This window comes from Olleya sp. NP1-10 (assembly GCF_055804415.1).
The window spans coordinates 676,071-700,035 of the sequence record NZ_CM147840.1 but is presented as its reverse complement, the minus strand read 5'-3'; the positions used below and the strand labels follow the sequence as shown (position 1 = coordinate 700,035).

General features: G+C 33.4%; 11 protein-coding genes and 2 pseudogenes. 5 read left to right on the top strand and 8 right to left on the bottom strand.

The window, feature by feature from the left end; genetic code table 11:
• Positions 1–17 precede the first annotated feature (17 nt).
• From AC0L4B_RS03150 to AC0L4B_RS03135, 4 genes and pseudogenes are all read right to left on the bottom strand, one after another.
• Entirely contained in the window at positions 18–923 is a 906-nt protein-coding gene (locus AC0L4B_RS03150; RefSeq protein ID WP_473438511.1) for a PorP/SprF family type IX secretion system membrane protein, read from the bottom strand.
• A 27-nt stretch (positions 924–950) separates the two neighbouring features.
• Complete coding sequence (locus AC0L4B_RS03145; RefSeq protein ID WP_473438510.1) at positions 951–6,578, bottom strand: choice-of-anchor L domain-containing protein; 5,628 nt, start codon at positions 6,576–6,578, stop codon at positions 951–953.
• A gap of 182 nt (positions 6,579–6,760) precedes the next feature.
• Positions 6,761–9,123, bottom strand: a pseudogene (pbpC, locus tag AC0L4B_RS03140) (penicillin-binding protein 1C).
• Between the two features lie 36 nt (positions 9,124–9,159).
• A pseudogene (locus AC0L4B_RS03135) lies at positions 9,160–14,741 on the bottom strand (alpha-2-macroglobulin family protein).
• 256 nt (positions 14,742–14,997) lie between these two features.
• On the opposite strand from AC0L4B_RS03135, the gene amaB reads away from it, so the two are divergent.
• From amaB to AC0L4B_RS03120, 3 genes are all read left to right on the top strand, one after another.
• Positions 14,998–16,551, top strand: coding sequence for an L-piperidine-6-carboxylate dehydrogenase (amaB, locus tag AC0L4B_RS03130; RefSeq protein ID WP_289044594.1), 1,554 nt, complete (start codon positions 14,998–15,000; stop codon positions 16,549–16,551).
• 184 nt (positions 16,552–16,735) lie between these two features.
• Positions 16,736–17,680 (top strand): OmpA family protein, encoded by a 945-nt coding sequence (locus tag AC0L4B_RS03125; RefSeq protein WP_473438509.1) that lies wholly within the window; start codon positions 16,736–16,738, stop codon positions 17,678–17,680.
• 14 nt (positions 17,681–17,694) lie between these two features.
• The gene (locus AC0L4B_RS03120; RefSeq protein WP_473438508.1) at positions 17,695–18,309 is read left to right on the top strand and encodes a hypothetical protein; all 615 of its coding nucleotides are present in this window, start codon (positions 17,695–17,697) and stop codon (positions 18,307–18,309) included.
• A gap of 106 nt (positions 18,310–18,415) precedes the next feature.
• Here AC0L4B_RS03120 and AC0L4B_RS03115 read toward each other — a convergent pair whose 3' ends face one another.
• The 4 genes from AC0L4B_RS03115 to AC0L4B_RS03100 are packed head-to-tail and all read right to left on the bottom strand — an operon-like array spanning position 18,416 to position 21,840.
• Positions 18,416–19,546: a DUF5929 domain-containing protein gene (locus AC0L4B_RS03115; RefSeq protein WP_473438507.1), complete on the bottom strand. Its 1,131-nt coding sequence runs from the start codon at positions 19,544–19,546 to the stop codon at positions 18,416–18,418.
• Between the two features lie 23 nt (positions 19,547–19,569).
• Positions 19,570–20,196 carry an HD domain-containing protein gene (locus AC0L4B_RS03110; protein ID WP_473438506.1) on the bottom strand — a complete coding sequence of 209 codons (627 nt, stop codon included), beginning with the start codon at positions 20,194–20,196 and terminating at the stop codon, positions 19,570–19,572.
• Positions 20,197–20,952 carry an SDR family NAD(P)-dependent oxidoreductase gene (locus tag AC0L4B_RS03105; protein WP_028291521.1) on the bottom strand — a complete coding sequence of 252 codons (756 nt, stop codon included), beginning with the start codon at positions 20,950–20,952 and terminating at the stop codon, positions 20,197–20,199.
• A gap of 12 nt (positions 20,953–20,964) precedes the next feature.
• A complete protein-coding gene (locus tag AC0L4B_RS03100; protein WP_473438505.1) occupies positions 20,965–21,840 on the bottom strand; it encodes an aldo/keto reductase in 876 nt (291 codons plus the stop codon).
• A 158-nt stretch (positions 21,841–21,998) separates the two neighbouring features.
• Between AC0L4B_RS03100 and AC0L4B_RS03095 the strand changes: the two genes are divergently transcribed.
• Complete coding sequence (locus tag AC0L4B_RS03095) at positions 21,999–23,000, top strand: AAA family ATPase (RefSeq protein WP_473438504.1); 1,002 nt, start codon at positions 21,999–22,001, stop codon at positions 22,998–23,000.
• A gap of 97 nt (positions 23,001–23,097) precedes the next feature.
• Positions 23,098–23,964 carry a DUF58 domain-containing protein gene (locus tag AC0L4B_RS03090; RefSeq protein ID WP_473438503.1) on the top strand — a complete coding sequence of 289 codons (867 nt, stop codon included), beginning with the start codon at positions 23,098–23,100 and terminating at the stop codon, positions 23,962–23,964.
• The last annotated feature ends 1 nt before the right edge of the window (position 23,965 follow it).

Genomic DNA, 23,965 nt, shown 5'->3' with positions numbered 1-23,965 from the left:
TTGGTTAACTTAATGGATTAGAAATAACGTGGTGAACGTGATACTTTTCTTGGTAAATTAATATCAAAATTGATAAAAATCTCATGCGAAGCATTGGTTACTACATCTAATTGCGATTGGATACTGTCATAAGCATAGCCTATTCTTAAGTTTGGTGCGACTAAAAAATTAACCATACCACTAAAAGAATCGTCTAAACGGTAACCTGCTCCTACTTCTACAACGTCATACATAAACAAGTTTAGATTGACATCAAAACTTACTGGTGCATCAAAAGCAACTTTAGCTAAAGCGTGTGGCTTTAGCTTAAAGTTTTCTGATAAATCAAATACGTATCCTGCTGCTCCAAAAAAGTGTTGTGTTTCTGACCCTATTTTGTAGCCATTAGCATCTAAATGTACCGAACTTAATATGTTTGGCATAGAGGCTGAAATGTAATACTTACTTGGCTTATAAAAATATAATCCTGCTCCAATATTTGGTGTTGTCTCATTAATGTTCTCTGAGAAAAATGGATCGTCTGGATCTGTAAGCTCTAATACTGTTAATCCAATATCATGAAAGGTTGCTCCTGCTTTTAATCCAAAAGCTAATTTAGTTGTGTTTCCTACTGGTATGGTATAAGAAAAATCTACGTAAGCATTGGTTTCTTGTACTGGTCCAATTTCGTCACTAATTAAAGAGAAACCTAAACCTACATTTTTTCCTACTGGAGAATGTATCGCTAGTGTACCTGTTGTTGGTGCGCCTTCTAATCCAACCCATTGACTTCTGTAAAGTGCACCTATTGATACACTTTCTGTTGAGCCTGCGTAGGCTGGGTTTACCACATTCATGTTATACATATACTGTGTATATTGTGGGTCTTGTTGGGCTTGTACACCTATAAACACTAGGAATACAATATATACTATTTTTTTCATCTGTTGTTTTTTGGTTTTCTAGTTAGTTTATCTGTTTAAATATACCCAAGAGGCTTTTGTTTTGGTTCCTTGGTACTTCATAACATAGTAATATGTTCCTACTGGTAGCATATCTCCGTTGTCTGATTGTCCTTCCCATTGGTTTGTATAATTCGTTTTAGAATATACTTTACGTCCATTACGATTAAAAATCTCTAGACTTTGAACATCAAAACTACTTAAATCAAAATTATCATTGTAACCATCATTATTTGGAGAAATACCTTGAGGTATGATACAAGTTTCTAACTCGGTTACTTCTACAAAAGCTGACTGTGAACAGCCTGTGTCGTTAAAAGTTACTTCTATTTCGTATTCTCCTGCTGTTAATACAGTGTTTAGTGCTAAATCATTAGCTCCTGGTATGATAACACCTTCATTATACCAAACAATACTTACCTCTGAGGCTGTATAATTTACAGCTTCTGCTACAATTGTTATTGGAGATGTTGCGCTTGGACAAACCTCATAAGTTATAGTGCTATCAAAAGTCGTTTCTGGTGTAATACCAAATACTAAATCAAAAGTTGTAGTTTCAAAACATCCAGTCATAGCGTTTTCAGCTCTAACATAAATGGTTTCAGCTCCAGGAGATTCATAATTTGTTATGGTAATAATTGGGTTGTTACTCATATTAGCATCGTCCAAAGCAGTGTAGTAAGAAAATAATAAATCAGTTTGTCCTCCAGAGATAGCAGATTCGTTAGTGGTTAAATCAAATTCTGAAATACCGTCTTCATCATTATCACATTCTATAATATCTTCAGATTGAACCAATACTGGTTTTGCTGCTAGTTCTAGTTCAAAAGTATTAGTAGCATGACATCCAGTTGTTGTGCTTTCTACTCTAAAATATATTATAGTATTAGCTGTTGCACTATAGGTGGTAGCAGTTGTAATTGGATCTGTTCCATCTAATGCATCTTGTTCTGTTTCAAAATAACTAACAACTACATCTGTTTGTGTACCAATAATATTGGCTTCATTTTCTGTAATATCAAAAATAGCTGTTGATGTGTTGTCGATATCACAGGCAAATATAGCTGTTTGTGCTTCTGCTTCTGGGTTTTCAAAGAATTCAACAACAATAACATCAGAGTAGAAACATGCAGATGAAGTACCTGTGAATACAATGTCAACTTGATAGGTGCCAGTATCGTTTACGGTTAATGTAGGACCGTTTTCACCTGCTATTGGTTCTGTAATTCCGTTACCTACAGTATACCAAGTAATGACTGTTCCAGCAGGTTGAGCTACACCAATGTCTAGTGTTACAGAATCACCTTCACAACTTGCTGAACCACTATCTAATAAAATATCTTCACCTAAATCTATTTCACCAATATCAAAACTACTAGCTTCTAAGAATACAGCAGAATTATATGAAGAATCAGTTTCATCGGCAATTACTAATTTTATATGATAAGGATTGTTAGGAATTACAACCGATGATGCATTAATTGGGATTGTACTTCCAATAAAGTTAGTTGGGTTTGTAATTGCAGGTAAACCAGTATCTCCATAATAATCTCCAAAATATTCTTCATTATTACCAGGGCAATTAATTTCAATATAATCATCTGTATTAATGGTTAATGTGGAAATTGGATCTGTGGTTCCAGGGACTAAAGCAATATTTATTGTTGTTCCTGTTGTTAAATCAGTTAAAAGGAATGCAAAAGAATCTGTAAAAGAGCATTGAGGATACCCATATTCTTCTGAAGCAAATATGAAGTTAAATGACAATTGGTCTATCGTTGGTGTAAAATCAAATTCAATTACAGTAGCGTCATTGGTAAGTCCAGTTCCTACTGCATTTTCTAGATCTGCATCACCTGCCCAGTTACCAGTATTTTGGATAGTAGTCTCTGGTCCAGTAGTTTCATAAATATCTCCTGTAGTCATAACAATACCACTTTGGAAAGGGAAATTTGATCCATTGGCCTCAAAATAACCAATCCCATTTTCTTGTCCAAAATCAGTACCTGTTGATGATGTAATATTACTTACAGTTGCACAAGGAGAATTTACTAATACATCTGTTACAAGTTCGTCTATAGTATATTGTGTGTCGTTTACAATAATTGGTGGCGGAATAGTGAAAACGCATAAATCAAAATTGACATCTTGAAAAGCAACATCACCAGCTGTAAATACTCTTATAAAGTAAGTGTTACCCACAATTAATCCGTTAGCCGTACTGTTATTAGCTGTTTCGCAATATATATTAATAAGGTTGTTACAGTCTGTACCTTCATATAAAGCATGATCTAAATTAGTAGTGTCACCTAATATATTGTTAATTGATATTCCGTGGTCAGTTGCTATAGCGGTAAACTGAAACCAGACATCATCATTAGTTTCTCCAGTACAGGTGCTTGGTTGTGAAGACGAAGTTGCTCCATAAAGAGTAGCGTTAGTCGTGTTAGTGCAATTTTCGTCAGCATTTGGTGTGATAGTTATAGCTCCTGAACATTCATCATTTGAAGGAGGACAAACAGGAACATTAATAGTGTCACTAGTAACAATGCAGTTTGCATCGTCAGCATTTTCAACTGTAATAATAACATCTGTATTTAATGGGTATGGACCCATTGTGATAATACCTGTTGTTGTAGTATTTTGAAGAGTAGAACCTTGATTATCTGAAATGTTTAGGCTAATAGCATCACCAATACTAGAAATATCTGTATCGATGTAAAATTCATTATTTCCGTTAGTACAGTCTGTAACAGGGTTAAAATCAACAACTTGATTGATGCACGTTGCGCAATTTACTGTTAAGTTAACAGATGTATATCCACTACTCTGACAACTAATACTTCCATCAGATTCTATTGCAAATGAAATAGTATCACCTGTAGATTGAAAGGTTAGACCTCCGATTTGGCCAGCATTACCATAAGGTGTGGCTGCATTTAAATTAGTAATTCCATCTGAGTCTAATACAATAACTTCATCAAAATTATTTTCAACTTGACCTGCATTAATAGTTAAGTTTAATGGTGTACCGTCGGTTGATGAAAATGTAAATACATTAGTGTCATTACTATCGTAACAATAATCAATTGTTTGTGGTCCATCTGTTGTGCAATCTAATGTAAAATTGAACTGAGCTAAAGTAGAAAAATTAAATGGTCCAGCCCATGTACTAGTATCTGCTCCACAAACAGCCTGAACATAAACCTCATAGTCAGTTAAAGGGGTTAGTGTTGTTTCTGAAATTGTTGTAGTTGTAACTGTCGTTCCTGAGGTTGGAACACCAGTTCCAGCAGGTTGTATTACATAATTCCATTCTGTTTCGGTACCATTTGGTGTCCAAGAAATATCTGCAGCTGTTTCTGTTATACTAGTTGCTGTAATCGCTGTTGGAGCAACACAAAATGTACCACAAGCTTCTACTCGTACTTGATCTATGGCTATGTCACTTTCCCAAGTATCACCTGTTCCAACATAGCTAATTTCAATATATATAACTTGTCCTATATAGGCATCTAAATTTACACCAATTGGTACCCAAGCTTCATCTGCTGCTGACTGATAGTCTCCAATCCAAGTATATTCTGATGTAAAAGGACCAGTTTGTGAGGTGCTTACACCAATATTTAATGTACCCATATCACCACCAAAAGCATGCATGTAAAAAGATAATTCTACCCCATCGACTGCTGTTGATAAATCAATAGCTGGTGTAATTGCGGAGGCTACATTTGTTGTATTACCAGAACCTTCATATTCTAAATGGGTCCCTGAATTACCATCCCAAGTAACATCTGGTCCTGTCGATGTTGAGTTAGCACTTTCTGTTGTTATGTCCCAATCACCATTAGTATCTGTAAAAGCAGTACCTGTCCATCCTGACGGTACATAATTAGTGTCATTGCCGAAATCTTCAGTAAATATAAATGTAGAACCTCCTGAAGCACAGACTACTCCTGTTGGAGGTGGAGGTGGAGTATTTAGTGTTGTAAAGTTTACTGGTCCAGCCCAAATACTAGTTTCTGATCCACAATCTGATAAAATGTAAACTTCGTAAGCTGTACTAGCTGTTAATCCTGTTACTGTATAAGGATTTGTTGTTACAACTGTTCCTGCAGTTGTTGGTATACCAGTTCCTGCAGCTTGCACAACAACTTCCCATGATGTTTCTGAGTTGTTTGCTATCCAAGATAAATCTACTGTAGTGTCTGTAATAAGATTTGCTGTTATGTTTGTTGGAGCGATGCAAAAATTACCGCAAGTCTCAACGCGTACTTGGTCTATAGCTATGTCACTTTCCCAAGTATCACCTGTTCCAACATAGCTAATTTCAATATATATAACTTGTCCTATATAGGCATCTAAATTGACACCAATTGGTACCCAGTCTTCATCTGCTGCTGACTGATAGTCTCCAATCCAAGTATATTCTGATGTAAAAGGTCCAGTTTGTGAGGTGCTTACACCAATATTTAATGTTCCCATATCACCACCAAAAGCATGCATGTAAAATGATAACTCTGCTCCATCCACTGCTGTTGATAAATCAATAGCTGGTGTAATTGCTGATGCTACATTTGTTGTATTACCAGATCCTTCATATTCTAAATGTGTTCCTGGATTACCATCCCAAGTAATATCTGGTCCTGTTGATGATGAGTTTGCGCTTTCTGTTGTTATGTCCCAATCTCCATTAGTATCTGTAAAAGCAGTTCCTGTCCATCCTGATGGTACATAATTGGTGTCGTTACCAAAATCTTCAGTAAATATAAATGTAGAAGTTCCTGAAGCACAAGCTACTCCAATTGGTGCTGGAGGAGGTGTGTTTGTAGTTGTAAAGTTTATAGGTCCTGTCCAAATACTATAATCTCCAGAGCAGTCCGATCTAACATATACTTCATAGCTTGTTGAAGGCGACAGTGTGTTAGCTGTATATGACGCGTTTGTCATAGTTGCTGTCCCAGTTGTTGGGATACCTGTTCCTGAAGGTTGTACTACAATTTCCCATGTTGTTTCTGTGCCACCTGTTATCCAAGAAATATCTGCAGATGTTGTTGTTATATTGTCAACTGTTAAAGAGGTTGGGTTTGGACAAGTTGAATTGTATATTGAGATATTATCAATTAACCAATACCACGCCCAGCTATTTGCATCATCATAAATAAATCTTACTTGCATTGCTGTATTAGCATATGGTGTAATGTCAATGTGTTGTTGGTCAGGAGTATTAAAACCACCAGCATCAGTTGTTTGAGTTAATATAGCAACCCAATTGGTTCCGTCCCAGACTTCTACTATTGCAGTGTCACTACCTATATTATTATAGTATTGGTCAAAATCTAGAAATAATGCTGTAGCTGTTGAAGTATCAAATACTGGTGATGTTAACGTTTCAACTAATAGTGTTCCGCTACCTACTGCGTCACTATCTACGATAGCTGCATTAGTACCATCTAGACTATTTGTAGAACCTTGTTGTCCTGAGTACCATGAGTCACCCGTACCATCTCCTGCATCTGTTATTGTCCATGATGTAGGTATTGAGGAGTCAAAATTTTCTTGTAAATAAATTTGTGAGTTAGCTTGCCATCCAACTAATAGGAATAGCAAAGCTAAAATGAATGTAGTTTTTTTCATTTTTATGGGATTGGTTGTTTAGTTATTATGTCCTAAAATTTTTGTATTAAAACACAGGTTGTTGTTTTAAAGGTATACTATTAAAAAGATTAATTTAAGACAGATAGATGAAATGCATTTTTTTCGATAAAACAATAGTATTCTGTTAAAAAAATAAGAATGTTCGGTGTGTTTTGGTTGTTTTATTTAGAAATTATGATGTTTTGACTCATTTCATTGCCGTTTTCATCAATAATAAAAACCTTGTGATTGCCTGTTTTAGGTGATATTGCGATATTATGAATATCATTAGTTTGACCAATATAAGTTTTGTTCAAATACCAAAAAAGAGTGCTATTTTTTTGAGAATGTGCAACTTTTAAGACGACTTCATTTACGTTTTCGTCAAAATCTTTAGGTAGAAAAATGATAGAAGATTTTTTAGGATAGATGAACTCCATTTTCACTTCGTTTTTATTAAAACAATCTGATCTGGTCGGAGGAAGAACTTTGTAAAATGGATTATTACTTTTATAGTAGTATTCCATTAAAGGTGGAAGTACAAACCAAGGTGTTGTATTAATAGCGTTGACATCCTCACATGAGGAGTTAACTTGGTAGGTGTTGCTTTTGTCTAAATGAATTAATTTGTGATAAGGACATGGTTCAGTCTTTGTTCCGCTTAATTGAATATATTGTTTTTTTATTTGATTACAATTTACTGATGCTCTATATCCACTTATAGCACATAATTCAACTTTTTTCATTTCGTCATAAGGTGTTGTAAACCATTGGCTATTGGGTAGAAGATCAAAAATGTCAAATAGGATTGGTGCAGCAGCTTGTACACCAACTAAGCCAGGTCTTCCTTCTCCATCCGCATTACCAACCCAAACACCTACAACATAATTTTTAGTAGTGCCAATTGCCCAAGCATCTCTAAATCCAAAACTAGTTCCTGTTTTCCAAGCAATTTGTTTAGAATCATCAAAAAACTGCCAATTGTCATCACCTTCAGGTCTATTGACTTCTTTCATGCTTTCATAGGTCAAGTAAATTGAAGCAGCATCAAAAAGTGTTTTTTCAGTGGATTTTGTTCCAAAATCAATGGTTTTATTTTTGTAGAAAGTAGGTTCGCAAAATTCGTTTGAAAAATATTGAGAAGAGTTATCGTTAAAATGATTAATTGTACCAGAAAATGCTGCATAACTTTTACATAAATCCCATAAGTTGCTTTCTGCTCCTCCTAGTATTAAAGATAATCCATAATGGTTTGCATTGTAGGTTATGTCTTTAAGTTGTAACGCTTTTAAGTAATGGTAAAAACGGTCTAGTCCAAATTCTTGAAGCATTCTAACAGCAGGAACATTTAATGAGCGTGATAATGCACGTTTTGCTGGTACAGCTCCATCAAAGGTTTTATCATAATTTTGAGGAGAATAACTTCCGAATTGTGAAGGGATATCTGCAACTAATGTATTTGGTAAAATGTCTCCTGCGTCTAGCATTGCTGCATATAAAAAAGGTTTTAAAATGCTACCTGTACTTCTTGGTTTATTTATAATATCTACGCTATTTTGATGTTTTTTATCTGTTGGTGCATTACCAATATAGGTTAATACTTTACGTGTATTGACATCTAAAATTAGTACAGAGATATTATGTATTTCATTTTGTTTTAAAATATTATAGTGGTTTAAAACGACTGTGTTGGATTGCTCTTGCAGTCGTTTATCAATTGTGGTGGTAACGCGTTGACCTCTGTTGGTTTTAGATATGTTTTGAAGTAAGTGTGGAGCAATTTGTGGTAATGCATAAGGTTTGTGTGGCAAAGCTTCAGCAATAGACAGGTTATAGGTTAGGCTGTCTATGGTTTCATTTTTTAATAATTTTTTGAGTAACCTATTTCTTTTGTTTAATAATAATTTTTGATTTTTCCCAGGATATATTAAACTTGGTGCATTTGGTAAAACCGCTAGTGTAGCGCTCTCTGCCCATGATAAGTTATGAGCACTTCGATTAAAGTAGCGCCAAGCTGCAGCATCAATACCAACAACATTTCCGCCGAAAGGTGCATGACTAGCATATAGATTTAAAATCTTTTTTTACTATGTTTAAGCTCTAAACGTGTTGCTAAAATTATTTCTTTAATTTTTTCAAAATAGGTTCTAGATTGTCCTTTTCTAGAAAGCCTGATTACTTGTTGTGTAATAGTACTTCCGCCACGTTTAATTTTTCCTTGACTTAGGTTTTCTTTTAAAGCTTTTACTATTGAAATTGGATTAAAACCAGGATGACTAAAAAAATATTCGTCTTCAAAAGCTATTATGCAGTCTTTAAATTTTTTAGGAATACTATCGCTTTCTGGAAATCTCCATTGACCATCCTTAGCAATTTGAGCTCCTAATAACTGATTGTTATCACTAGTAATAACTGTTGCTGTTGGGTCTTTGAATAATTTTGAAGGTAAACAGAAATAAAACAAAATCACTAATATAAATGTGATTAGTGATTTTGTTTTGTTCTTCTTTATGAAGATTAACATCTTTTGTAGGATGTTAATCATTGTATTATTGGGTGTTATCAATGATATTAAATGTCTTTATTTTTCTACCTCAATCCATTGTCCTTTATTACGAACTAAAAATTTGTTATCATACATAGCCTCAGCTTGAACACCTGGTAAATAATACTGTCCTAAGTAAGATGCGTTAAGCATTACATTAAACGTATTAGTCTTTTTAGGGCCTAAATCAAAGTAGAAATTAACACGATCGTCTCTAATGTCTGTAAATCTAGCTTGACTAGAGGTGGAGCTTCCAAAAGCTGTAAAGCGTGTGTTTACAATTTCCCAACCTGATGGAAATATTTGTGTTAATGCTACGTCATTTACGCTATAGTCTTTTGTGTTTGTAACTTGCACAGTTGCTACAAAATCTTGACCTTGTTGTAATTTGCTAATATCAATATTGTTGCCTTTTAAGTCTTTGTATTTAACATTAGCGGTTAAGCCTCGTTGTTCTGTAAGCTCTTGTCCTAATGGTAATTTACCCGAATTTAAGACACGAACATACACTACGTTGTTTTTGTTGTTTTTAACTGTTAGTGTATTATTGCCTTCATTAACAGGTAAATCACGATTTGCAATTGCGTTTTTAGTATCAATAGTTTTGGTTTTACCATTAATAGTGTAATTTAATTTAATTGCTTTACCTCCATTGGCATTTACCATTTTAGCCATAGATAATAAACTGTATGCTGTTGTTTGTGTACTCATCCAGCGTTGGCTAGAAAGGTCTTTTGCAATAGTTTCGGCTAAATTTTTAACACGTTTGTCTTTGGTTAAAATCATGGTTTCTAAAGCCATAGCTCTGTTTCTGTCTACAGACCCATAAGTGTAATAATTATATTTTTTAGGTTTAAAATTTATGTTTGCAGTACTTGATACTTGATTACTTGCTTCGGCTTGGCCAGCTAAAGCATAAGCAGCAGCTAAACGCCATTTTGCTTCGTTAGAAATTTCAGAAAATTCGCGCAACCTATTCATTGCTCCTAAATCTGGACTACCAGCTAAAGCTAAAGTATATAACCTGTAGGCTTGTGCTAAATCAGAATTATAAGATTTATAGCTAGGTCTCCAATTTTGTGCAGCTTGCTTTTGATATTTTAACCAGTTGCTTTTAAAGGTTAACGGTAAAACAAAACCTTTTTTCTCTGCTTCTAATAAAAAGTGTCCAGAATAACTGGTTCCCCAATCATTAGCGCTATTTTCTCCCATCCAATAGCTCATGCCACCATTTGGTCTTTGAAAGTGACCTAAACGCTTAATTCCGTTTTCTATATTGGTTTGTATTTTTTGTTTTTGATCAAATGGTAAGTCAAAAATATCTTGTAAAAATAATTGCGGAAATACACTAGATGTTGTTTGTTCTAGGCAGCCATGAGGATAACGGACTAAATATTCTAGGCGTCTTGTAAAGTCCATTGGAGGTAATGTTGAAAACTCAACACTTGCACTGTTTGTTCCTGTAACACCAAATGTTGAGAAATCTATAGTTTGAGTAGTGTTAGCCTCTAATGTAGTATCTAAACTTTTTGATGACATTGGATTAACGTTTTCTACATCTATTTCAACTTTGTATGAAGACGATTCACCATTTCCGTTAGCTATAACTTCTACTGTGTTGATCCCTTTAGCCTTGCTAACATCTAATTCAAAATATGCCATTTGTTCATCCGGACGTGCAAATGATAATGTTTTTTTCTGTCTCCAACTATAGTAATTCCGTCACTTAATTTCAGTTTAACTGAAACTTTCTTAACATTTGGTTCCATAGCAAAAACTGTAACTGGTAGCGTTACTTTTTCTCCAGGACTTAGTTTTCTAGGTAGTGTTGCTAATACCATTAGTGGTTTTTTAACTTGCACGGACTTGTCTGTACTACCATATGCTTCGGTTTTATTATTACCAGCTACAACCATAGTTCTGACTGAACCAACGTAATTTGGTAATTTTATTTTATGTGTTTTTCGTTGTCCAGCGTCTAGTTTAAAAGGACCTAAAAATTTAACAACAGGTTTAAATCTGTTTGCTTTTTTATTTTTTCCGTCTGCTGCACTTCCGTCTCCACCAATAGCAAATACTTGCTCAATGCTTCCGCTATAAGCGCCAACAACATCGTCAAACATATCCCAAGTTTTTATACCTAAAGCTTCTCTTGCGTAAAAGGATTGCCATGCGTTAGGTGTTTTAAATCTTGTAAGGTCTAGCAAACCTTCTTCTACCATAGCAATTGTATAAGTCATTGCTTTATTGTTTTTTTCGGAAACAAAAACTTCAAATTCTTGCTCAGGTTGAAGTACGCTAGGCATTTTTAGTTCTGGTTCTAATTTTGTGTTTGGATCTTCGACTAAAATAGGGATAATACCAAATAATCGTAATGGTAAATCGTTAGCTGTTGAAGCGTGAGGTTGTAATAATGAAATATTTACAAACACATTTGGAGCCATCTCTTTGGTGATTGGCACATCTACAGTCGTTTCTCCTTTTTGTGTTTTTACCCATTTAGTTTGAAGGACTTCAGATCCGTTTTCTATACTAATTAAAGCACGACCTTCGGTACCAGAAGGGAATGTGATTTTTGCAGTTTCGCCAACATTGTAATTGTCTTTATCAGCAAAGAAGACTAGCATTTGTGCTGCTTCTTTGTCTCCAGAAGGTTGACGTTGCCACCAGTTTTTATAGAAATACGCAGTACGTCCTGTCATGTGTCCAGAAACAGGGTCTTTAACAGTAATGTAATAACGTCCACCTTGATTGTCTGGCACATTTATATTAAAAGAAGCTTTACCACTGTTACTTGTAGTTACTTTGCTGTTTAAAAAGGGTTTATGGTAGCTGCTTGAGGTGTATTTTGATAAATTATCTCGAGACGAGTTCCACCACCAACGCCACTCTATTTTATAAACTTTGACTTCAAGATCTTTACGCTTAATAGCATTACCTTGATTGTCTACAGTTGCAATATTAAACGTGTGGTTTTGATCTGTGTAATATGAACCATAGGCTTTTCCTTTTGGTGATTTTAGTCCAACAAAAGATTTGTAAGGTGCGTATGGCATTGTAAAAGCGTCCATGGAGAAGTCTCCTCCGTTTTCAAAAGCACGAACTAAAAATTGTGCATTTAACATGCCTGGTGCGTCATGTCCAATGTTGATGTTTTTAGTTACATCTGCTAAACCGTCTGCATCTACATTACCTTCAAAAACGGTGATTTCTTCTGGGTTAAATGTTTTTGATGGATCCCTAAACACGTAATCTGGAAAGTTTTTAAATCCTGAATATGATGTGCTAAATTTTGCTTTTATTTCGGTTTTTACATTTTTTGCTGGAGCACCATGTAGCCAATTTACTGCCAGTTTTCCGTTTAACGGTGTATTGGATTGAAGTACTTTGTCTTCAAAATCTATTTTAATTTTAAGTCTATTTGGTTTTACAGTTTCGACTTTAAGTCCTTTGTAAAATTTAGCTCCACCAACACTGATTTTAGCATTCCAATTTCCTGTTTTGTCTTCGACTGCAGTCGGAATTGTAAACTGAAAAAAGTTATTAAGACCATTAGTGGTTACGTTTTTGTAAGCCAATTTACCATTAGCATCTGTGACTTCTAGTTTTACGGGATGTCCTTTTGGTAGTTTATTAGCAATGTCATTTAACATAAATGTTAAATGTATAGAGTCGCCTGGTCGCCATACACCTCTTTCGGTATAAATATAACCTTTAAGTCCACGTTGTAACGTTGCTCCTGAAACGTCAAATTTACTAAGTGATAACGAGTTTCCGTCACGCAACTTAACATACGTAGTATTATTGTCTTTAGTTATAATTGCAAATGCAGCTAAGTTATTGGTTGTAAGTTTTGCTAAACCTTCGCTATCAGAATTTGTAGTAGCTAATTCTTGTTGCTGGAAATTATATAACGTAATTTTTGCGCTAGCCTCAGGATTTGTGTTTAAGATATTAGTGACTGCAAAATGGTAGGTGTTGTTAGTACCTTTTTTTACAATAGCACCTAAATTAGAACCTATTAAATTTTGAGATATGACTTTGTTAGAATTGTAGTAAGAATCATGACAAGGGTTTTTGCGTTCTCTCCAGTTGTAGTTGTCATTACGATAACTATAAGTGATGTTATCCCAATATTCTTCTTCTTTTAGGTCTTCGTCTTCTGTGTTTGTATTACTATAATCGCCATCGTAATAATACTCATCTTCATAATAATATTCATCATCGTAATAGTCGTCTTCGTCATCATCATTATTACTTGTGTTTGCATTAGCTTCGCAATCATACAAACTGTATTCTTTTTTGTAGTCTAACTCAACACGATAGATGGCTCCTGGATCTGCTTTTATGTATTTAGAAAGATCTATGCTATAGGTTTTCCATTTACCATCGTTATGTAATGGGTTTTCAATTAATTTAATGGTGTGTTTTGCTATGCGACGACCAACACGTCTTATTTGGTGTTCGTTATTACTTTGTATATTATTGTCTTGTAAAAACTGAAGGACATTGTCTTGAAATATCTTAATAATTCTAACATCTACAGCGCTTAAATTAACCGCTTCAAAATTAAATTTTAATTCTTGAGAGTTTGGTAAAATCACACCACTATTAACAAGTTTAACTTCTGGTTTAATGTCTTCAAAAGCAATAGTTTCGCTAAAAGAATTTTTAAGTTTGTAGCCTTCAGTGTTTTTTATCCCTTGAAACACATCTACCTGAAGATTACCAGTTATTTTTGAGTTTGGATAGGCTTTTAAAACATTGCCATTAACAATAAATTTTGGATTTTTAGTATTTTGAATAGTCACTAAACCATCAAAATTTTGTTGTTTTTTAATTGGATCAGAAAAATTTATTGATAAATATTGTTCAGGAGATTGAACCACATTTACAGACATAATCTTAAAATTGTTTTTACCAGGAATTGGTAATGTATTTTCGCCAGAGTGATTTGCGCTTATGGCTTTTCCGTCCCATTTTACTAGTATTTCAGTGTCTTCAATTTTACGGTTAATACTATCTATTTTAAATTCAAAATATTTTGAAGGCATGCTTTTTTCATTCCATACAATAGTTAGTTGTTTTCCGTTTTGAGACGCTTTTATTAGCTGTTTTGCTTGCTTAAGCGTAATAATATCAGAAGATTTTGCAACACCTAAAATATATTGCCACTCTTTAGAGTAAGATTGTAAATCATTGGTTTCAATATTAAAGTTTGGTGTTATAGTTTTAAAATTGAAGGTGTACTTGTTGAAATTTGAAGGTAAATCTTTATATAACTCACCAAGATCTATAGTAACTGTATATTCTGTGTCTGGAGATAAGTTTTCGTCTGGAATAAATCGTAGAGCATGATCATTAATTACAATTGCTTTTCCTTCTACATAAGGACTGATTTTAAAAACGTCACTATCTAAAACTTGATCGGCTTCCCAACCTTCCACTATTTTAGCTAAATTGACGTTAATGTTTTCGGCTACAGATATACGACCAGATGTGGTGTAACTGATGTAGTCTCTAAATTTAAAAAGGTTGTCGGTTTCGCTTTCTTTTTGTTTACAAGAAACAATAAAAAAAATAACAAGTACTAGGGATAATAGCGACTTTGACTTCATGAAGGTAAAAATTATTAAGTAAAATAGATCTGTAATCTATATTAAAATGGTTGTTGGTTTATTGAAAAAAAGAGAAGTCATAAAGTTATAGCAAAATTTAAAATTAACACGTTAAAAGAAGATTATTTTTAAAATTAAAAAGGCCTTCAAACGTGTCAGAATAATACTGTTTATTAAATCGTTAACTCATAATTTAAACCAAACAAATATTAGTATATTAGCTAAAAATTAAATAATTCGTAAAAATCATTAAAATATGGAAGCAGTTGCTACCGATTTCGGAATAAAAGAAGCCTTAAACCAATTAGGGTTAAAAGATATAAATCAAGGAACATCTACTGGATCTGATAATTTTGGAAGTGGAGATTTAATCGCATCCTACTCTCCAACCGATGGACAGCTAATAGGTAAGGTATCTACAACGACAAGAGAAGATTATGATAAAGTAATTGCTAAAGCGTCTGAGGCATTTTTAAGTTTTAGAGCTATGCCTGCACCACAGCGAGGTGAAATTGTTAGGCAGTTTGGTAATAAATTAAGAGAGCTAAAAGAACCTTTAGGTAAATTAGTGTCTTATGAAATGGGTAAATCTTTACAAGAAGGTTATGGTGAGGTTCAAGAAATGATTGACATATGTGATTTTGCTGTAGGTTTATCAAGACAATTAAACGGTCAAACTATTCCGTCAGAAAGACCAGGTCACGTTATGCGTGAGCAGTGGCACTCTCTAGGTATTGTTGGGATTATTTCTGCCTTTAATTTTCCTGTTGCAGTTTGGGCTTGGAACACTGCTTTAGCTTGGGTTTGTGGTGATGTTTGTGTCTGGAAAGGGTCAGAAAAAGCACCACTTTGTGCAGTTGCTTGTCAAAATATTATAGCAGATGTATTAAAAGAAAACAACTTGCCAGAAGGTATATCTTCAATAATAAATGGAGATTATAAAGTTGGAGAATTCATGACTACAGATCATAGGATTCCGTTAATATCAGCAACAGGATCTACTAGAATGGGACGTATTGTTGGAGCAACAGTAGCAGAGCGTTTTGGAAAATCTTTATTAGAATTAGGAGGTAATAATGCTATTATTATCACACCAACAGCAGATTTAAAAGTTGTTGTTCCAGGAGCTGTTTTTGGAGCAGTAGGGACTTGTGGACAACGTTGTACATCGACACGTCGTTTAATTATTCATGAAACGGTTTATGATAAAGTAAGAGATGCAATTGTAGGTGCCTATAAGCAGCTAACTATTGGAAATCCTTTAGATGAAAAAAATCACATAGGTCCATTAATAGACAAGGATGCGGTAAACACGTATTTAGCAGCTATAGAAAAAGCTAAAGCTGAAGGTGGAACTGTTTTAGTAGAAGGTGGTGTTTTAGAAGGTCAAGGTTACGAGTCTGGTTGCTATGTTAAGCCAGCTATAATTGAAGCTAAAAATGATTTTGAAATTGTACAATCTGAAACATTTGCACCAATTTTATATTTAATGAAATATTCTGGAGATGTTGAAAACGCTATAGGTATGCAAAATGGAGTAGCTCAAGGATTATCTTCTGCAATTATGACTAACGAAATGAAAGAAGCTGAAAAATTCTTATCATTTGCAGGTTCTGATTGTGGTATAGCAAACGTTAATATTGGTACTTCAGGAGCTGAAATTGGAGGTGCTTTTGGTGGTGAAAAAGAAACAGGTGGAGGACGTGAGTCTGGATCTGATGCTTGGAAGGTGTATATGAGACGTCAAACCAATACAGTCAATTATTCAGACGAGTTGCCTTTAGCTCAAGGTATTAAGTTTGATTTATAAAAAATAAACGCTTTCGCGGAAATAAAAGCCACATCTAAATGATGTGGCTTTTGTGTTTTTAACCATTTTTCATTGGATTTAATCGATTATTTACAATTAATTAAGTTTTTATTAATTGTAAATGTTAAAAAATTACAAAATTTTTAATAACTTGATAATCATTAACTTAAAACCAATTATTATAATGAGTAAAAAAACCGGTTATCTTTTAGGTATTTTACTGACCATTATTCTGGGTACAATTTTGTACTGGTTTTTCTGTTGTAAACCTTGCCTTGAAGCAAATAATAGTGCTTCAAAAATAGTAACAGAAACAGATGACACGTCAGTAGAAGCAGACCTTAAAACTGCAACCATGAACGCATTTACGATTAAAGATGCTAATGGTAGTTTAGATTTTAAGATTAACGACAATTTAAATTTTAACACCTCTGGAGCTTCTATTTTAGAGCCAGTGTCTGCAAAAGTCGATACTACAGCAACAGATGTGGTTAAATATTTTAATGACAATCCAACAAAAACATTAAGCATTACAGGTCATTACAGAAGTGAGGAAACAAATAACTCGGCATTTCCTAACTTAGGATTAGCTAGGGCTAATGCTGCTAAAAATTATTATGTAGCAAAAGGCATGTCTTCAAAATCAATAAATACTTATGGTCAATTAGATGATACTTTTTATCCTGACGTAAATGGTGTTTTAAATGGACCGTTAATGTATGATGTTGTAACTACAAATGCTGAAGACCACACTGCAGAAGATGCAATAGTAAAATTAGGAGAAAGCATCAAGGCTAATCCTTTGGTGTTATATTTTGATACAGCTCAAGCATCTATTAGTTTAACACCTGCTCAACGACAAAAAGTAGCAGATATGGTGCGTTATACAGATAAAATTGATGGTGCTCAAATTAACACTATTGGTCATACAGATAATACAGGTAGCCGAACGGCTAATATTAATTTGGCTCAAAATAGAGCTGAGTTTGCTAAAGACTATTTGGTAAATAACGGTATATCAGCAAATAAAATTAGTGCTTCTTCTCAAGGTCCAGATCAGCCTATTGCAGATAATAATACAGCGGAAGGAAGAGCAAAAAACAGACGTGTAGTCGTAACTATTAACTAACAAAAATTAAAATCATGAATTTATCATTAAATATATTTAGTAGTATCCCTTGTTGGCTAATCCCTTTATTAGTAGGTGTAATATGTGCAATCTTGGGTTATCTTTTAGGTCGATTATTTGGAGGAGGAAATAGTAATGAAGACGTTGATCTTAATGTATACAAAAACAGGATAAGTAAATTAGAAACGGATTTAGCAGCTTGTAAGGCAAGTAAAGATAAAGTTTCTAGGTCATCAGGAGCGGGAAACACAGTATCTTCATTTGCTGCAAATGCAGTTGTTGCAGGTGCAGTTTCATCTCAAAAAGAAGAAGTTAAAATAGAAACAGGAGTAGTTTTTGATGCAGCAGCAGCAAAAGCAGTTTTTGGTAAAACTATTAAACAGGACGATTTAACTGTTGTTGAAGGTATAGGTCCAAAAATAAAAGAATTATTTCATAATCATGACGTAAAAACTTGGGCTGCATTAGCTGCTTGTTCAGTTGAGAAATGTCAAGAGGTTTTAAATAGTGGAGGTAAGCGTTTTGAAATCCATAAACCAGGGACTTGGCCAAGGCAAGCAGATCTTGCGGCTAAAGGATTATGGAAAGAATTAAATGATTGGCAAGACCAATTGGATGGTGGAAAATAACAATACATTTTACTAAATAAAAAAAGCCAATATTTATAAGTGTAAATATTGGCTTTTAAGTTATTAGACCTTACTCAATGCCGAAACTTTATCGGGAGAATAAAGGTTAATTGTATTTTACCTTCCTTAAAATACGAATAACTTCTTTGTATTTATGGTAGATTTCTGGATAAGCTTTCAAAAAGGGTTTCGCCTGGTTCAAATAGTTTAAAGCTTCATGAAATAAATTTAAATAACATATTAGATACGTATCAGGTAGGTTGTTTAGATCTTTTATTTCAATATTATTTAAAATTTCTTTTCTTTTTAACTTTTCTAATATTGCATTATTAGCGTTAAAAATGTGATGAAGTATTTTTTTATCAAATTGTGGAGGGTTAAAAATTAGGGTAGAATCTATGTTGTAGCTAGCATTGTCATTAAAACTTATAGTGGTTTCTTCAAGAGGGTAATATTTATAAGAATTTTGAAGCCCAAGTTTTAAATATTCAATTATTGTAAATGAATCTTCAGTGAAATTTATAGCGACTTCATCCAATGTTGAAAAAAATAATCGCACTTGTTCGTTAACTAACTCAATATCTACTCTAGAGTAAAATATTTCGTTTTTAACAACTTTTTTTATGCCTGACCAACATAGCACAAAATACTCTTTAAATACAATGTATTTAGGATTGTAATCTTGGCGTTTATTCATAAAATCAAAAACACCATCTAAAGTGTATTGTATGTTGTTTTGTGCATGATTTTCAATAGATTCAACTATTTTTGAGTTGACATCTTTTATTTCGCTTTTAAAAATTTTAGGCATGCTTATGCTGCCATCTCTAAAAAAGATTGAGCCACCATAATATTTCCAAATGTTTTTTCTTAATGAGGTTAAACCATCATTGGCTCTGATGGTAACTAAGCCTACAACCTTATGGTCAGGTAAATGTGGAAAAGGTATATTCTCATACTGTACAATGGGTGGATTGGTTAAGTAGGCGTTAATAAGGTTTTGTATTTTTGAATCGTCAAAAAAATCAACACCAATGATTTTGTTGTCTTCATCTTCAACTCCAATAACTATAAACGAATTGTTTTTTGGGTTGGAGTTTGATAGCGCACAAACATGTTTTAAAAATTTTGCTTTACCTTCCTTCTGACCAATATCAATCTTTCGTTTTTTGTCATAAAAACTATTCTCGTCGTTATGAGCAAGTAAGTTTTTAATTAAAAGACGTTTGTTAATCATGGTCAATTATGCTTAGGTTTTGTTCATAGTAAATCTAATTCTTGTTTCAAGTTTTGTCTAGCTTGATTTTCATGTTGGTCAATATAGTTTTTTGTAAAGTAAATTGTGTCTTTTTTTAAAAAGTGAGTTAGTGCTTTTTTTCTTCCTGAATTATACATAAAATCTGGGTAGATTTTATACTCTTTTCTAATATTAGATACATATTTACTGTAGGTGTCCCAATCTGAACTTAATATTTGTAAATCCAAATCTAAAATAATTGCATTATCCTGATTTTGAGTTAAAATTATATTATGTTTTTTGGTTGAAAGAATTAATTCTTGAACCGTTTTAATCCTTTTTTGTTCTACATTGATTTGTTTTAGCCTTTTTTTAGCAAAAAGTGCGCTTTTTTCTTCATTGTCATTTCTTGTTGGTTTGTAGATAATATCATGGTACCAAATTGCAAACTTAAGACTGTCTAAATCTTTATTTTCTGATTTAGACAGTTGTAAATTTTTAAGCATATCAAACAGGTGGTTTAGATTGTGATAGTGTTTGCTTTTTAGTGTATAATGTGTTTCAATTTCTTTCCATAGTACATTGGATAAGTTTTGATCACAATATTGTATTGCAAGGTTGTGCCATTCTGTTTTTAGCCAATCTATCATCTATTCCTTTTTTACTATTGTAGAGCTTGCTTGAGCAGTACAAAACATTAATAAATCTGCAATATTAACGTGTGGTGGACGTGATACCGCAAAGTGGATTGCATCAGCAACATCCTCAGGTTGTAAAGCTTTATAGCCTTTATATACGTTATCTGCTTTAGCATCACCTTTAAATCTAACTTTAGAAAATTCGGTTTCCACTAAACCTGGATTAATTGCGGTTACTTTTATTCCAAAAGGATTAAGATCGATGCGCATACCTTCTGTAATTGCAACAACAGCATGCTTACTTGCGCAATAGACATTGCCTTTTGGGTAAACTTCTTTTCCTGCAGATGATCCTATATTAATAATATGACCAGATTCACGTTTGGTCATTTGTGGTATAATGGCTTTGCTGACGTATAATAATCCTTTTACGTTAATATCCATCATGGCATCCCAATCATCTATATTTCCATCTTGGATAGCATCTAATCCATGTGCGTTTCCTGCATTGTTAATTAAAATGTCAATCTGTTTAAAGTCTTCAGGAAGAGTATTTATAGCATTAGCAACTGCTTTTTTGTCGCTAACATCAAAATTTAAGCTATGTACGTTGGTTTGTTTTGATAGCGCTTTTTGTATGGTGTCCAAGCGTTCTTGTCTACGACCACAAAGTATAAGGTTAATACCATGTTTGGCAAATACATGTGCTGTTGCACGACCAATTCCGCTAGTTGCTCCTGTAATTAAGGCTGTTTTTGTAGTATTCATATATTTTAATTTTTATGGCACTTTATGTCCTTGACTTGCTACTAAAATTAAAAACCAATCTTCTAATTCTAGGTTTATACTTGAAGCAGTATGAGCATCTGACAAGCGTTGCGTATTTGTGGTTCCTACAACGGGTAAAATATTAGCAGGATGTTTTAGTAGCCAAGCTAATAATAATTGATCTTCAGTTGCATTGTATTTTTGCAATAAAGAGCCTAATTGTTTATGTATACGTCTGGTTTGTTCGTTATCTTCTTTAAAGACAGATCCTAAAGGAGACCAAGACATTGGTTGAATATTGTTAGTTTGCATATAGTCTAAGCTGCCATCATGCATTGCAGTATGTTCTGTTAGTGAAAACTGAATTTGATTGACATCAATAGTCACATGTTTAGAAATTAAATCTGTTTGTGTGTTGGTAAAGTTTGATACACCAAAATTTTTAATTTTACCTTGTTGTTTTAAGGCTGAAATAGCTTCAGCAATAACCTCGCCTTCCATTAAAGGACTAGGTCTATGTAATAAAAGTAAGTCCAGATAGTCCGTTTTTAAATTGCTTAAAGACTGTTCGACTGACCAAATAATATAATCTTTACTGTAATTGTAATGCTTTACTTTATTTTCTGATCTTATATTTCCTAAATATTGAATTCCGCATTTAGATATTAGTTCAATTTTATTTCGGTCAATACCACTTTCTGCAAAAGCGTTTCCAAATTCTTTTTCGGTAGTATAATCACCATAAATATCTGCGTGGTCAAATGTAGTTATATGATTATCAATGCAATGATGCATTAGTTTAACCATGCCTTTAGTGTCTAATTGTTTTCCCCATTGTCCCCAAGTCATCGTTCCTGCAATCACTTTAGAGTACTTGTTTTGTGTCATAGTAAAATTTATTCAATAAAAGTAAAACATAAATTACTCTTAAAAGTCCAACAAACACCCTATTTTTAACCAATTATTAACACGTTTGCAATAAAAAAATTAACAATTTGCACCACTTGAATTTAAATAATAGTTTTTTTCTTAAAAAATAACAGATAATGGAACAAACAGGTACTATTGATATTAAATCAATTAACGAAAAAATTGAAAAAGAAAGTGCATTTGTAGATCTACTAATGCTAGAGATGAATAAAGTTATCGTTGGACAAAAACACATGGTCGAACGTTTGTTGATTGGTTTATTAGGACAAGGTCATATCTTGTTAGAAGGTGTACCTGGTCTTGCAAAGACCTTAGCAATTAATACTTTGTCACAAGCTATAGATGCTAGTTTTAGTCGTATACAATTTACACCTGACTTATTACCAGCAGATGTTGTAGGTACTTTGATTTTTAATATGAAAGAAAATGATTTTTCAATTAAAAAAGGTCCAATTTTCGCCAATTTTGTATTAGCCGATGAGATTAACAGAGCACCAGCAAAAGTACAATCTGCTTTATTAGAAGCTATGCAAGAAAAGCAAGTAACTATTGGAGACGAAACTTTTAAATTAGATAAGCCATTTTTAGTAATGGCAACTCAAAACCCAGTTGAGCAAGAAGGAACCTATCCTTTACCAGAAGCTCAAGTGGATAGATTTATGCTTAAAACAGTAATAGATTATCCTAAGCAAGACGAAGAACAATTAATTATGCGTGCTAACTTAAAAGGAAGTTGGGATAAGGTTAATCCTGTTGTGTCTGTTGCACAAATACTAAAAGCACAAGATGCTGTTAGGGAAGTGTACATGGATGAAAAAATTGAAAAATATATATTAGATATCATATTTGCGACACGTTATCCAGAGCGATTTAAATTAGATGAACTTAAACCTTTAATTTCTTTTGGAGCGTCACCACGTGGAAGTATTAACTTAGCAACAGCAGCAAAATGTTATGCATTTATTAAACGTCGTGGTTATGTTATACCAGAAGATGTTAGAGCTGTAGTTTACGATGTATTACGTCATAGAATAGGGATTACTTATGAGGCTGAAGCCGAAAATGTAACCTCTGAAGACATCATCAGTAAAATTGTTAATGTTGTTGAAGTACCATAAATAGTTTCAGTCTATACAAAGCGATTGCCCAATAGACTTACTTAAATTAATGTGTCGTTAAATTGTTAACAACGACAGAAAACTATTTACTGAATAAATGGATACTAAAGAATTACTAAAAAAAGTACGTAAAATCGAGATTAAGACACGTCGTTTGTCTGATCATATTTTTGGAGGAGAATACCATTCTACCTTTAAAGGTCGTGGTATGACTTTTTCTGAAGTAAGACAATACCATTTTGGAGATGATGTTAGAAATATTGATTGGAACGTAACAGCGCGTACTAATCAACCACACGTTAAGGTTTTTGAAGAAGAACGTGAGTTAACCATGATGATAATGGCTGACGTATCAGGATCTGAATTATTTGGTACACAAAATCAATTTAAAAATGAAATTGTTACCGAAATAGCAGCAACTTTAGCTTTTTCTGCAACACAAAATAATGATAAGATAGGATTGATTTTATTTTCTGATGATATCGAGTTGTTTATTCCTCCTAAAAAAGGACGTTCTCATGTGCTTAGAATTATTAGAGAGTTAATCGAGTTTCAACCAAAAAGCAAGCAAACCAATATTGCACAAGCTTTGAAGTTTTTAAGAAACGTCATGAAAAAGAAAGCTATTGTGTTTATCATGAGCGATTTTATCGCAGATGATTATAAGCAAACTTTAAAAATAGCAGCAGGTAAACATGATATAACTGGTATCAGGATTTTTGACAAACATGAAGAAACTATTCCAAATCTAGGAATGGTACAAATGGAAGACGAAGAGTCAGGAGAGTTGATGTTGGTTAACACCAATTCTAAAACCGTCCGAAAAAATTACGCTAAATTTTACAGCCAAAAAGTAGACTATTTTAAAGATAGTTTTGCTAAATCAGGTGCAGGAAGCGTAGCTTGCAGAACAGACGAAAGTTACGTTAAAAAATTACTAGGTTATTTTAAAACAAGAGGTTAAT

Coding starts and splice junctions, on each gene's coding strand:
- AC0L4B_RS03115 (WP_473438507.1), bottom strand. CDS start 19,546: ATGATTAACAAACGTCTTTTAATTAAAAACTTACTTGCTCATAACGAC.
- AC0L4B_RS03105 (WP_028291521.1), bottom strand. CDS start 20,952: ATGAATACTACAAAAACAGCCTTAATTACAGGAGCAACTAGCGGAATT.
- AC0L4B_RS03125 (WP_473438509.1), top strand. CDS start 16,736: ATGAGTAAAAAAACCGGTTATCTTTTAGGTATTTTACTGACCATTATT.
- AC0L4B_RS03110 (WP_473438506.1), bottom strand. CDS start 20,196: ATGATAGATTGGCTAAAAACAGAATGGCACAACCTTGCAATACAATAT.
- AC0L4B_RS03090 (WP_473438503.1), top strand. CDS start 23,098: ATGGATACTAAAGAATTACTAAAAAAAGTACGTAAAATCGAGATTAAG.
- AC0L4B_RS03100 (WP_473438505.1), bottom strand. CDS start 21,840: ATGACACAAAACAAGTACTCTAAAGTGATTGCAGGAACGATGACTTGG.
- AC0L4B_RS03150 (WP_473438511.1), bottom strand. CDS start 923: ATGAAAAAAATAGTATATATTGTATTCCTAGTGTTTATAGGTGTACAA.
- AC0L4B_RS03145 (WP_473438510.1), bottom strand. CDS start 6,578: ATGAAAAAAACTACATTCATTTTAGCTTTGCTATTCCTATTAGTTGGA.
- amaB (WP_289044594.1), top strand. CDS start 14,998: ATGGAAGCAGTTGCTACCGATTTCGGAATAAAAGAAGCCTTAAACCAA.
- AC0L4B_RS03095 (WP_473438504.1), top strand. CDS start 21,999: ATGGAACAAACAGGTACTATTGATATTAAATCAATTAACGAAAAAATT.
- AC0L4B_RS03120 (WP_473438508.1), top strand. CDS start 17,695: ATGAATTTATCATTAAATATATTTAGTAGTATCCCTTGTTGGCTAATC.